Raw genomic sequence first — 13265 nt, 5'->3', positions numbered from 1 at the left:
GCCAATCAGGCCGCAAGGCCAAGAAGATTGCGGGTGGCGGTTGTGACGTCGTCCTGGCGCATCAGGCTTTCGCCGATCAGGAAGCATTGCGCACCGACCTTTGCCATCCGCGACAGATCATCTGGCGTAAACAGGCCACTTTCTGCCACCAACAGGCGGTCACCACCGACCATGCCGGCCAGTTCTTCGGTCGTGGTCAGGGATATTTCCATGGTCTTGAGGTTACGGTTGTTCACCCCGACCAAGCGTGATTTCAGCTTAAGTGCGCGTTCAAGTTCCGGCGCATTGTGAACTTCGATCAAAACATCCATGCCAAGCGAATGGGCGGCATCTTCAAGGTCGGCCGCCAGTTCATCGTCGAGGGCCGCCATGATCAACAGGATGCAATCCGCGCCAAGTGCGCGGGCCTCGGTCACCTGATAGGGATCGACCATGAAATCCTTGCGAAGGGCCGGAAGGTCGACCGCCGCACGGGCGGCAACAAGGTAGCTGTCATCACCTTGAAAATAGGGAACATCTGTCAGAACCGAAAGGCAGCTTGCGCCCCCCGCCTGATAAGATTTTGCCAGTTCCGGCGGATTGAAATCCGGGCGGATCAGCCCCTTGGACGGAGAGGCCTTTTTGATTTCGGCAATCAGACCATACCGACCCTCAGCAACGCTGGTTTCAAGCGCCTTGATAAAGCCGCGCGGTGCCGACTGTGCTTTGGCTTCTGCTTCCAGCGTGCCGAGTGTCTTGCGGGCCTTGCAGGCCGCGACATGATCCCGTTTGTCATTGCAGATTTTTTCAAGAACGTCGCTCACGCTGCGTTTCCTTCGTTGGTGATGCTTACAAGACCCTGAAGCGTTTCTGCGGCTGCACCGCTATCGATTGCCGCAGATGCCTTGCCAATGCCATCGGCAAGATCGCGGGCAACACCGGTTACGACCAAAGCTGCACCTGCATTCATCAGGACAATATCGCGATAGGGGCTTTTCTTGGCCGACAGAAGATCAAGAATGGCCTTTGCGTTCATATCGGCATCGCCGCCCTTAAGATCATCAAGGCTTGCTGTTTCCAAACCAAAATCACCGGGCGTGATTTCAAAGGTTGTCACGGTGCCGTCTTTGACCTCGGCAACAAAAGTCGGTCCCGTGGTAGATATTTCGTCAAGGCCACTATGACCATGAACAACCCAGGCGTGAACCGACCCAAGCCGGTTGAGAACATGTGCAATCGGTTCGACCCATTGCTTGTCAAAGACACCAAGAACCTGACGTTTGGTCTTTGCCGGGTTGGCAAGTGGACCGAGCAGGTTAAAGATGGTGCGTGTGCCCATTTCAACACGGGTCGGCATGACATGACGCATCGCCGAATGATGACGGGTTGCCATCATGAAGCACAGATTGATGTCGCGAAGCGCCTTTTCCAGAAGCTTCATATCTGCATCAAGATTAACACCAAGCGCCATCAAAACATCCGCCGAACCGGACTTTGACGATGCCGCGCGGTTGCCGTGCTTGGCAACGGTGGCACCCGCAGCCGCCGCAACAATCGCAGCCCCGGTCGAAATATTGTATGTGCCGCTGCCATCACCACCTGTGCCACAGGTATCAACCGCATTTTCCGGTGCAACGATCCCGGTTGCCTTTTCGCGCATCACCCGTGCGGCGCCTGTGATTTCGTCAATGGTTTCACCGCGAAGACGCAACCCCATCAGGAAAGCCCCCATCTGCGATGGCGTTGCCTGACCGGACATCAGCACGTTAAAGGCCGCTTCGGCCATGCTTTCGGTCAGTTTTTCGCCATCTGCGACTTTGGCCAGAATTGGCTTCATATCATGATCAGTCGACATCGGGTTTTCCTTGGTTTGCGATCCGGTGCAGGCTCATGCACCGGTATAGTCGATAAAATTCTTAAGCAGGGCGTGGCCATGTTCCGAGGCAATGCTTTCGGGATGGAACTGCACACCATGAATTTGATGGGTTTTGTGACGCACGCCCATAATCAGACCATCTCCGCTTTGGGCGGTGATTTCAAGACTGTCGGGCAAAGTTTCGCGTTCAATCACCAGCGAATGATACCGGGTGGCTTCAAACGGGCTGGGCAGGCCTGCAAAAACGCTTGCGCCAGCATGTTTCATCGCATCGGTCTTGCCATGCATGCATTCGGGCGCACGGATCACCTTGCCGCCAAAGGCCTGACCGATGGATTGATGGCCAAGGCACACGCCAAGCAATTTGACCTTGCCTGCGGCGGCCTTGATCAGATCAAGGCAGATACCGGCCCGTTCCGGGTCACAAGGGCCCGGTGAAATCACAATGCCTTCGGGATTGAGTGCCATGGCCTCATTTACCGTGATTTCATCGTTACGGCGCACTTCGACCTCGGGGCCGAGTTCGCGCAGATAGTGCCACAGATTGAATGTGAAACTGTCGTAATTGTCGATGAGGAGATACATAAAAAGCGGGCTCACGCACATTAAGATCGGCAGAGAATAAACGCCATTGTCGCTACGTCAAGCAGAAGCAGAACAAGGGGTTTTCGCGATATAAATACCGTTGCCACCTGATCGTCAAAGTTCTTTAACCGGGCGCTAACCAGAACCGTTTTAAAAAGATCAAAAGAACCGCCGACAGGATCGGTGTATAATCACCATATGGGAAGGGGCTGTCTTAGGATAAAAGCAGCCGCTACGAGCACCCAGCCAACGAATACTGGAGACCACAGCGTGGCACGCCGGGCAACCCGGGCAACAACCGCCAAACGTAAAAAGGCGGCACCCAAGAAATCCAACCGTAAAAAGACTGCCCCGAAAAAGAAATCGGGTGGCATTGGTCGCCTGATGTTGGGCGGGGCCTTTGTTGCGGGCACACTTTCGGCCATCATTGCCGTTGGCAGCATGCTTGAACTTGACCGGGCATCTGATGAGCTTGGTCGCGCTGCTGACCAAAAGGCCCCCAATTATGATTTGGCCGAGCCCGAGCCAACCCCGATGTTGCGCAAGGATTACAAGCTGTCGGAAGAAAGCACAATCTCCGAGCGCGGGCGCACGGGTTATCTTGTTGGCGGCACTAACGCAGAGAAAGAGGACAGGGCACCAGTTAAACAGAGGTTATCTGATGTTGCGCCCATGCCGTCACAAGCAAAGCCGTCGCAAAACAGCGATATTTTGCCCGGGGACAGTGGCAGCGATACCGCGACGTCTGTGGTCGGGCCATATGATGGCGATATGCCGTGGCGTAAATTTGCGGCCCTGACACCCGATGCCGGGGATAGGCCCGTCATTGCGATTGTGATTGATGACGCAGGCCTTGATCAACCTCGAACCGCCCGCACGGTTGAACTGCCGGGACAAATCACGATTGCGTATTTGCCCTATGCGCGCGACCTGCAGTCGCAGGTGAACGCAGCGCGCAGCGCAGGTCATGAAGTTATGCTTCATATGCCGATGGAGCCGTCATCAAGTTCAATTGATCCGGGGCCGCATGCGTTATTGGCAAGCTATGACCGCAAGACGATCCTGAATGAAATGAACTGGATGCTTGATCGTTTCGACGGCTATGTCGGGGTGAATAATCACATGGGCAGCAAATTCACCGCGGATTCCGAACGTATGCAGATCGTTATGGAGGTCATGAAGGCACGCGGGTTGATGTTCCTGGATTCCCGCACCAGTGCGCAGTCCGTGGCCTATTCAACCGCGGGCAGTTTTGGTGTTCCGGCACTGACGCGTGATATCTTTATTGATGACGCCGATGACGCAACCAAAATCGCCGAGATGCTTGCCCGTACCGAACGTGTTGCCAAGCAACAGGGCTATGCGATTGCAATTGGGCATCCACGTGATCTGACGCTTGGCGCGCTTGCGAAATGGATTCCCGAAATTCAGGCCAAGGGATTTGCGTTGGTGCCGATTAGCGATGTCCTGCGCCGGTCGATGCAGAGTGTGACGGGGTAGGCGAACCCGCAAACCGCAAAAAATCGTCATTCCCGCGAAGGCGGGAATCTGTTGTGCGGAGCGAGATGGATTCCGGGTCTACGCGTTGCTTCGCACGGAATGACGATTTTCGTATCTGTTATGGTTTGTTGCTATCAGGAAAACCGATGGGCTTCGCGGGCGGCGGCCATAAGGGCGCCGGCCTTGTTCTGGCATTCCTTGTGTTCAAGTTCCGGTTGGCTGTCGACAACGACACCGGCACCGGCCTGAATGTGGATTTTCTCGTCCTTGATGACGGCGGTGCGCAGCGCGATGCAGGTATCCATCGAGCCATCGGCCGAGATATAGCCGATACATCCAGCATAGATGCCGCGTCGAACCGATTCCAGTTCATCAATGATTTCCATGGCGCGGACTTTGGGCGCACCCGAAACGGTGCCGGCCGGGAAGCCGGCCTTGAGCGCATCCATGGCATCGTATTTGGTTTCGTCAATTTGGCCGACGACGTTTGAGACGATGTGCATGACGTGGGAATAATATTCGATCTGTTCGCGGTCGGTGACGCGGACCGTGCCCGGTTTGGACACGCGCCCGACATCATTGCGGCCCAGATCAAGCAGCATCAGATGTTCCGAGCGTTCCTTGGGATCATCGAGCAGGTCTTGCGCCATGACCTTATCGTCTTCGGGTGTTTTGCCGCGCCTGCGCGTTCCGGCAATCGGGCGAATGGTGACTTCGCCGTCGCGGAGCCGCACGAGGATTTCCGGGCTGGCGCCGACGACCTGAAACCCGCCGATATCAAGATAGAACATAAACGGCGACGGGTTGATGCGCCGCAATGCGCGGTAAAAGGCAAAGGGCGGGAGCTGATAGGGCAGCGTATAGCGTTGTGACAGCACCACCTGAAAGATATCACCGGCGCGGATATAATCCTTGGCCTTTTCAACCATGTCGTGGAACCCGGCCTCGGTGACGCTGACCGTTGGATCGGGCAGGGTGTCGGGCACGGATTTGGAGCGACGGTCGATAAACAGGTTGCGCTGGAACTGCTGGACCACGTCATTAAGCCGCGCACAGGCCAGATCGTAGGCCGCATCGGCAGAGATGCCGTTTTCAGGGCGGACCGGCGAGACAACGGTAACGGTGTCTTCGATGGTATCAAAACTTGCCGTGACGGTCGGGCGGATGAAGATGCCGTCGGGGACGTCGAGTTCATCCTTGTTGCTATCGGGCAGCTTTTCCATCAGACGGACGGTGTCATAGCCCATATAGCCAACCAGACCGGCACTCATGGGCGGCAGGTTATCAGGCAGTTCGATATAGCTTTCGGCAATCAGTTTCTTGAGGCTATCAAGCGGGGCGTCGGCCTCGGCGACAAAGGCATCCGCATCGGCCATCGCACGACGATTGAGTTCGGCCTTGTCGCCAAAGCAGCGCCAGATCAGATCGGGCTTGAGACCAAGGAAGGAATAACGTCCGCGAACCGATCCGCCTTCAACAGATTCAAGCAAATAGGTGTTTGGCATGCCTTCGGCGATCTTGAGAAAGGCCGAAACCGGCGTATCAAGGTCGGCCGTCAAGGAGGTCCAAAGAACCTGTGAAATGCCGTTATCGTAATTTTGCTTGAAACTGGTGAAATCCGGTTTGATTTCCATGGCTTGTCCGATGTCGGGGGGCGGTGTGGGAATTGGGCTGCGTAACAGAAAAGGGCGACCGGATTTTCCGGTCGCCCTTGGGTGCGGATCAGTTTGCAGCGGCGGGCATATAAAGCTCGTTGATCACGCTGTTGTTTACGCTGACCGAGATTTCCTCGTTCAGGTGATTGAGATATTGGGCCAGGATGTCCTCGTTCAGGGCTTCCTTGAGTTCATCATTCACCGGTGCGGCATCTGCGGTGTTGATGTCGGCGGCCTGAATTTCATCAAGCTTGACGACGACCACGTCTGCACCGGTTTGAACGGCTTTGGCCTTGCCGTCTTCAAGGGTGAACAGCGCAGCAGCAACAGCCGGGTTGATGTCATCAGCAAGACCCTGTCCGGTACGGCGGGTCATGCCGGTTTCACGAACACTTGCACCGTTTTCAGAAGCCAGCGTTGCGATATCGGCACCGGAATTATTGATGTTGCCAGCCAGTTCTTCGGCCTTTTCCATCATCAGGCGCTGACGTTCTTCGGCGGTCCATGCTGCGACAACGTCTTCACGAACCTCGTCAAACGGGCGAAGTGCAGAAGGGGTCACGTTTTCGATGCGGACAACATAACGGGTGCCGGTTGCAGTTTCTTCTAGGAAGCTTTCCTCGCCGTTTTCGAGTTCGAAGATCTTGGCGTTGATTTCATCTGCGCCATCAACATTCTGACCGGCAAGACCTTCGCCGCGAACAACGCCGTCAAGCTTGTAGGTGCGCGCACCTACATCACGTGCCGCGTCTTCAATCGGGGTGCCAGCACCAAGTTCTTCGTCAAAGCTTGCGGCCAGATCGTAGATGGCGTCTTCGGCTTTGAACTGCTTTAGATCTTCGACGATGATGTCACGCACTTCGTCAAGAGTTTGCGTACTGCCCGGGGTGATCGACGGAACACGAATGATGTGCCAGCCAAGCGCGGTTTCAACCGGCTCGGAGATGCCGCCTTCTTCAAGTGTGAAGGTTGCTTCGCTCAGATCCGGCAAAATGTCATTTGCTGTGAATTCACCGAGTTTGACCATGGCTTCGTCCATGCCGGCGTCTTTGGCAACAGCCATGAAGTCGGCACCTTCCGTCAGTCGGTTGTATGCCTCGCGGGCAGACTGTTCTTCATTTGGGGAAAACAGAATCTGTTCGACAGCACGTTTTTCCGGGGTCTGGAATTCCGCTTCACGCTGAGCATAGGATTCAGCAATTTCGTCTTCGGTGAGCGTGATGGTCGGGATCAGGTCGGCCGCACTTAATGTTGCCAGGGTTACGTCCCGGCTTTCCGGTGCGGTAAACTGTGCGGCATTATCTTCGTGATAGGTGCGAAGTGTTGCATCATCGGCAACCGCGATATCCGCAAATTCTGCCGCATTTAGCGCGAAGAAGGAACCGCTGCGCTGTTCATTGCGATAGGCAACGATCTGACGCGCCATGATGTCGGGAACGCTTGCGGTGCCCGTCAGGCTGCCAACGACCTGCTGGCTCATCATGTCGCCACGTACACCATTGATGAATTCCTGTTCGGTATAGCCCGCCTGATAGAGTGCCTGCATGAAACGATCACGGCTGAACTGGCCGGTGGTCGGGTCCTTGAAGCTGTCAGACGAGAAAATCTGGTCGCGAACTTTTTCATCGCTGATGCCGATACCGATGTTCCTGGCATCTTCACGCAGGACCTTTTGCGATACGAGCGACTGCACCGTATTGTTCAGAAGGCCCATTTGAATGGCCTGCTGCTGGTTGAAGTTCGGACCGAACATGTTTCGCATATTCTGAACGCTGCGCTGGAAAGCGCGGTCCAGTTCGACCGGGGTGATCTTCTGGCTGCCGATTTCGGCAACTTCACGTGACGTGCCAAGATTAAGCATCGACGCGTTCAGGCCCCAGATCACGAAGCTCAGTGCAATCACGCCAAAGATAATCTTGGCAAAGATTGATTTCGAAAATGTGCGAATGCCAGCAAGCATATGATAAGCCTAACAATCCGTGGTTTGACATCGACAAGGTATGTCGATGACGTTTAATTATGGTCGTGCGGGCGATGAACCCGACGAAATTTGCCGGGCATCTTAATGGCGAGAGGTAAGGGCGGCAACAGGCGATTGCATCGAAGATTGCGCCACCTTGGCATTAAATACATCAACCAGCGTTTTCGGGGACTTGGCCCGGGTGGGATGACATGCTAAAACCCGCGTCGAACCTGATCTTGTAACAAACCGTAACGACCGCAACGGGGTGCTTGCGGGTTTTGTTACAAGGACAAAAATCTGAAATTGATCAGCACGAGGTATCCTTCAATGACCCAACGCCGTCCCCTGATTGCCGGAAACTGGAAAATGAACTGTTTGCGTGCAGATGGTCTTGCGCTGGCATCCGGACTTGCGGCAAAGGCTGCTGAAAAAGGGTCCCTTGGTTGTGATGTTCTTGTTTGCCCGCCTGCAACGCTTCTGTCAGAGGCGGTTGGCGTTACCAAGGGCAGTGCTGTTTCGATTGGTGGTCAGGATTGCCATGCGGCAATGTCGGGCGCGCATACCGGTGATCTTGCCGCGACGATGCTTGCTGATATTGGCGCAGAATATGTTCTGGTTGGTCATTCCGAACGTCGCGCCGATCATGGTGAAAGTTCTACCGATATTCGTAAAAAGGCACTGAGCGCACACGATGCGGGCCTTGTTGCGGTGGTTTGCGTTGGCGAAACCGAAGAAGAACGTGATCTTGGTGCGACGCTTCCGGTTGTAAACGGGCAGGTGGCGGTTTCGTTGCCGGACGGGGCAACCGCGAAGAATACAGTCGTGGCATATGAGCCTGTCTGGGCGATTGGTACCGGACGCACCGCAAGCGTTGAGGAAGTGGCAGAAGTACATTCGGCCATTCGTGCCGAGCTTGTTGCACGGTTTGACGATGGCGATCAGTTCCGGATTCTTTATGGCGGTTCGGTCAAGCCATCCAACGCTGCAGAATTGCTGGGGCTTGCCGATGTTGATGGTGCCCTTGTCGGCGGGGCGAGCCTCAAGGTTGAAGATTTCTGGCAAATTATTGAATCCTGCGCTTAACCGACAGTGGTGCAGATTTAATTCAATATGCTCTAGCCAACAGCCATAAAACGCGTTAAATACGCATCAAATTTATGCCCGATCCGGGGCAAACTGCGTTCGGATCGGAAGATTTAGGACAAGAGTTTCGAGACCATGCAAACAGTCATTCTGGTAATCCACCTTCTTCTTGCGCTCGGCCTGATCGCCGTGATTCTCGTGCAGCGCAGCGAGGGCGGTGGGCTTGGTATCGGTGGCAATAGTGGCGGCGGCGGAGGCGGCGGAGGCTTCGGCGTGATGAGTTCACGCGGCGCTGCAAATCTACTGACCCGTACCACAGCGATTCTGGCCGGTGCATTTATGATCACCAGCATCATTCTTGCCCTTCAGTCCAACACCCATACCCAATCAACCTCGATCCTTGATCAGGCGCCGGAGCAAGCACCGGCGGTCACTGAACCGGCCGAGGAAAGCGGGCCCGCGGCCCCGACCCGATAAACAAATTAACCGACGACCCGAGGCGGCAAACTAGCCGCCTCAATTTTTGATTGTTGTATTTCCCGGTTCGTGATGCACTAAATGGCATTGAACCGAGGCTTTGTGCTTTGAGATGAGGCAAAGAAATGACTCGTTATATCTTTATCACCGGTGGCGTTGTTTCTTCGTTGGGCAAAGGCCTGGCGTCCGCTGCTTTGGGTGCTTCGTTACAGGCACGTGGCTTTACAGTTCGTCTGCGCAAGCTTGATCCCTATATCAACGTCGATCCGGGCACCATGAGCCCGTATCAGCATGGCGAATGCTATGTTACCGAAGATGGTGCGGAGACCGACCTTGATCTTGGTCACTATGAACGCTTTACCGGCGTATCATCGCGCCGTTCTGATAACGTCACCACTGGACGTATTTATTCCAACGTGATCGCACGTGAGCGCCGCGGGGATTACCTTGGCGGGACGGTTCAGGTCATTCCGCACATCACCGATGCGATCAAGGAATTCGTGATGTCTGATGCGACCGAGGACTTTGTCCTTGTCGAGATCGGCGGGACGGTTGGCGATATTGAAAGCCTGCCATTCCTTGAAGCGATCCGTCAGATGGGCAATGACCTTGGTGACGGTCGTGCGTTGTTCATGCATTTGACGCTTATTCCGTATATCTCTTCGGCAGGTGAGCTTAAAACCAAGCCGACCCAGCACTCGGTCAAGGAATTGCAGAGTGTCGGTATTCAGCCAGACATTCTTCTGTGCCGTTGCGATCGTGAAATTCCGATCAATGAACGCCGCAAGATCGCGCGTTTCTGTAACGTGCGCGAAGCGGCTGTTATTCCGGCCTATGATGTTGATAACATCTATCAGGTGCCGATCAGCTATCATCAGTATGGTCTCGATAACGAAGTGCTTCATCATTTCGGCCTGCAGGCGCAGGAACCTGATCTGCAGCCGTGGGAAGATATCTGCAACACCATCCGAAATCCGGAAGGTCAAGTAACGATTGGTATTGTCGGCAAATACATCCAGCTGCCCGATGCCTATAAATCCCTGACCGAAGCGCTGACCCATGGCGGTATTGCCAACAAGGTACGTGTCAATCTGGAATGGATTGCATCCGACGCGCTGGAAAAAGAAGACAACGTCAGCGAAATTCTGTCCAAGCTTGATGCGATCATGGTGCCGGGTGGCTTTGGTGAACGTGGCACAGAAGGCAAAATTGCCGCAGCACGCTATGCCCGTGAAAACAAGGTCCCGTATTTCGGTATTTGCTTTGGCATGCAGATGGCGGTTCTTGAAGCCGCGCGTAATCTTGCGGGTATCAAGGATGCGTCCTCGTCCGAATTTGGCCCGACCAAAACACCGCTTGTTGGTCTGATGACCGAATGGGCGAAAGATGGCGGCTCGGTCGAACGTCGTTCGGATGACGATGATCTGGGCGGCACCATGCGGTTGGGCAACTATGAGTGCAAACTTGTTGAAGGCACGCATGCGCGCGAGATCTATGGCAACGAAACCGTCCTTGAGCGTCACCGCCATCGTTATGAGGTGAACGTCAACTTCATGCCGCAGCTTGAAGAGAACGGGCTTAAATTCTCGGGATTGTCGCCGGATGGTCGTTTGCCGGAAATCGTCGAATACCCGGATCATCCGTGGTTTATTGGCGTTCAGTTCCACCCGGAACTGCGGTCGCGTCCGCTTGATCCGCATCCGCTGTTTGTATCCTATATCAAGGCCGCCAAAGAGCGCAGCCGTCTGGTGTAACCAAGCGGCAGTCTGACTGCCTGACAGCATAAGTGATCGACTGAAAGTCATTGCAATGACCGAAATTAAAACCGTCAAGGTCGGGAATATCGACATCGCCAACGACAAGCCTTTTGCTGTTTTGGCGGGGCCGTGCGCGATTGAAAGCCGCCAACACGCTTTGGAAATGTCCCAAGCGCTCAAGGAACTGTCTGAAGGGCTTGGCATCGGGCTTGTTTATAAAAGCTCGTTTGACAAGGCCAACCGGACCAGCACCACGTCAAAGCGCGGCGTTGGCCTGCGTGAGGGGCTTGATATTCTTGCTGAGGTCAAGGAAACCACAGGCCTTCCGATTGTAACGGACGTGCATTTGCCTGATCAGTGTGATGCCGTTGCCGAAGTGGCCGACATTCTTCAGATTCCGGCGTTCCTGTGCCGTCAGGCAGATCTGTTGGAGGCGGCGGGCAAGACCGGACGTGTGGTTAATGTCAAAAAGGGTCAGTTCCTGGCCCCTTGGGACATGGCCAATGTTGCCAACAATCTGGCCGCAACCGGCAATGAAAATATTATGCTCTGTGACCGTGGAACCAGCTTTGGCTATAACACGCTTGTCACGGACTTCCGTGGACTTCCCACCATGGCCCAGCAGGGCTACCCAGTTGTCTTCGATGCCACCCATTCGGTACAGCAGCCCGGAGGGCAGGGCACCACGTCTGGTGGTCAGCGCCAGTTCGCGCCTGTTCTGGCCCGTGCCGCCGTGTCGGTTGGTATCGCAGCACTGTTTATCGAAACCCACGACAACCCGGCGACGGCCATTTCCGATGGCCCGAACCAAATCCCGTTGAACAAATTGCCCGAAGTTCTTTCGGTCCTGATGGAGCTGGACAAAGTGGCAAAAGCCAATCCGGTTCGTCTGGATATGTTCGACGCATGATTATCAGATGCCGCCAGTCAGTGATTGGCGGCATTCTTTTTTACTGTAACCTGCATGCCTGATGTTCAGGTATGGTTCCTACCAGTGAGGAGAACGTTTCTGTCATGACCGCTATTATTGATATTCGCGGCCGCGAAATCCTTGACAGCCGTGGTAACCCGACGGTCGAAGTAGATGTCACCCTGGAAAATGGCGCCTTTGGTCGTGCTGCCGTTCCGTCGGGTGCATCGACCGGTGCGCATGAAGCTGTCGAGCTGCGTGACAAGGAAGAGCGCTACCTTGGCAAGGGTGTGACCAAGGCGGTCGCATCTGTGAATGGTGAAATTTTCGAAGCGCTGGCTGGCATGGATGCCGAAGACCAGTTGGCTGTTGATAACATCATGATTGATCTTGATGGCACCGAAAACAAAGGCCGTCTGGGCGCAAACGCCATTCTTGGTGTGTCGCTTGCAACCGCCAAGGCCGCAGCCGAAGACGCAGGTCTGCCGTTGTACCGTTATGTTGGCGGGTCCTTTGCCCGCACGCTGCCGGTACCGATGATGAACATCATCAACGGCGGTGAACATGCCGATAACCCGATCGATGTGCAGGAATTCATGGTTGTGCCGGTCTCGGCAGAAACCGGTTCGGATGCCATCCGCATGGGTGCAGAAATCTTCCACAACCTGAAAAAGGCACTGTCGGCAGATGGTCTGAACACCAATGTTGGTGACGAAGGTGGCTTTGCCCCGAACATCGCATCAACGGAAGCGGCAATTGGCTATATCATGAAGTCAATCGAAGCTGCTGGTTACCGCCCGGAAGAAGACGTGGTGCTGGCACTTGATGCCGCATCGACCGAATTCTACAAGGATGGCAAATACGTTCTGGCAGGCGAGGGCAAGACCCTTGATTCCAGCGGCATGGTCAAATACTGGGCCGATCTCGTCAGCAAATACCCGATCTTCTCCATCGAAGACGGCATGGCCGAAGATGACTGGGATGGCTGGGCAGAGCTGACTTCTGCCATTGGTGCAAAAACCCAGCTTGTCGGGGATGATCTGTTTGTGACCAACCCGAAACGTCTTGCTGACGGTATCAAAAAGGGCGTTGCCAACTCGATCCTTGTTAAGGTCAACCAGATCGGCACGCTTTCTGAAACCCTTGAAGCTGTCGAGATGGCGCACCGTGCCGGTTACACGGCAGTGATGTCGCACCGTTCGGGCGAAACCGAAGATTCGACCATCGCAGACCTGGCAGTTGCCACCAACTGTGGTCAGATCAAAACCGGTTCGCTGTCGCGTTCGGACCGCATGGCGAAATACAATCAGCTTATCCGTATTGAAGAGCTGCTTGATGCCGGTGCATACTTCCCGGGGCGTTCGATCCTGAAGTAACTGCGCAACAGCATCCACAAACCATTTTGCAGGCCACACCGCGTTAAGGTGTGGCCTGTTTTCGTTTGTGAGGTCGACAGCCGTGTGTTGAGCCGAAGTAGAAA

General features: G+C 54.8%; 11 protein-coding genes. 6 read left to right on the top strand and 5 right to left on the bottom strand.

From position 1 onward, the window contains the following. Positions 1-5: 5 nt before the first annotated feature. The 3 genes from trpC to JF44_RS0115105 are packed head-to-tail and all read right to left on the bottom strand — an operon-like array spanning position 6 to position 2440. Positions 6-803, bottom strand: coding sequence for an indole-3-glycerol phosphate synthase TrpC (trpC, locus tag JF44_RS0115115; RefSeq protein WP_033069778.1), 798 nt, complete (start codon positions 801-803; stop codon positions 6-8). Continuing rightward, positions 800-1834: an anthranilate phosphoribosyltransferase gene (trpD, locus tag JF44_RS0115110; protein WP_033069777.1), complete on the bottom strand. Its 1035-nt coding sequence runs from the start codon at positions 1832-1834 to the stop codon at positions 800-802. The genes trpC and trpD overlap by 4 nt, the downstream gene beginning before the upstream one ends. Before the next feature lie 33 nt (positions 1835-1867). After that, positions 1868-2440, bottom strand: a complete 573-nt coding sequence (locus JF44_RS0115105; protein ID WP_033069776.1) for an anthranilate synthase component II — start codon at positions 2438-2440, stop codon at positions 1868-1870. Between the two features lie 270 nt (positions 2441-2710). On the opposite strand from JF44_RS0115105, the gene JF44_RS0115100 reads away from it, so the two are divergent. Further along, positions 2711-3940: a divergent polysaccharide deacetylase family protein gene (locus JF44_RS0115100; protein WP_033069775.1), complete on the top strand. Its 1230-nt coding sequence runs from the start codon at positions 2711-2713 to the stop codon at positions 3938-3940. A 134-nt stretch (positions 3941-4074) separates the two neighbouring features. Here the strand turns inward: JF44_RS0115100 and trpE are convergent, their stop codons facing one another. Both trpE and JF44_RS0115090 read right to left on the bottom strand, forming a co-directional pair. Next, positions 4075-5574, bottom strand: a complete 1500-nt coding sequence (gene trpE, locus JF44_RS0115095) for an anthranilate synthase component I (RefSeq protein ID WP_033069774.1) — start codon at positions 5572-5574, stop codon at positions 4075-4077. 88 nt (positions 5575-5662) lie between these two features. Continuing rightward, positions 5663-7555 carry a SurA N-terminal domain-containing protein gene (locus tag JF44_RS0115090; RefSeq protein ID WP_033069773.1) on the bottom strand — a complete coding sequence of 631 codons (1893 nt, stop codon included), beginning with the start codon at positions 7553-7555 and terminating at the stop codon, positions 5663-5665. Between the two features lie 330 nt (positions 7556-7885). On the opposite strand from JF44_RS0115090, the gene tpiA reads away from it, so the two are divergent. The 5 genes from tpiA to eno all read left to right on the top strand — a co-directional run bounded on the left by tpiA (position 7886) and on the right by eno (position 13161). Then, a complete protein-coding gene (gene tpiA, locus JF44_RS0115085; protein ID WP_033069772.1) occupies positions 7886-8641 on the top strand; it encodes a triose-phosphate isomerase in 756 nt (251 codons plus the stop codon). A gap of 135 nt (positions 8642-8776) precedes the next feature. Further along, a complete protein-coding gene (gene secG / locus JF44_RS0115080) occupies positions 8777-9118 on the top strand; it encodes a preprotein translocase subunit SecG (RefSeq protein WP_033069771.1) in 342 nt (113 codons plus the stop codon). A 125-nt stretch (positions 9119-9243) separates the two neighbouring features. Then, positions 9244-10872, top strand: a complete 1629-nt coding sequence (locus JF44_RS0115075; protein WP_033069770.1) for a CTP synthase — start codon at positions 9244-9246, stop codon at positions 10870-10872. Positions 10873-10927: 55 nt separating this feature from the next. Continuing rightward, complete coding sequence (kdsA, locus tag JF44_RS0115070; protein ID WP_033069769.1) at positions 10928-11785, top strand: 3-deoxy-8-phosphooctulonate synthase; 858 nt, start codon at positions 10928-10930, stop codon at positions 11783-11785. A 104-nt stretch (positions 11786-11889) separates the two neighbouring features. After that, positions 11890-13161, top strand: coding sequence for a phosphopyruvate hydratase (gene eno / locus JF44_RS0115065; protein WP_033069768.1), 1272 nt, complete (start codon positions 11890-11892; stop codon positions 13159-13161). Positions 13162-13265: the final 104 nt, after the last annotated feature.

This window comes from Thalassospira australica (genome assembly GCF_000763295.1).
GTDB classification, from domain to species: Bacteria; Pseudomonadota; Alphaproteobacteria; order Rhodospirillales; family Thalassospiraceae; genus Thalassospira; species Thalassospira australica.
Note: the sequence above shows the minus strand (reverse complement) of the source record. Positions and strands in the feature narration are given on the sequence as shown.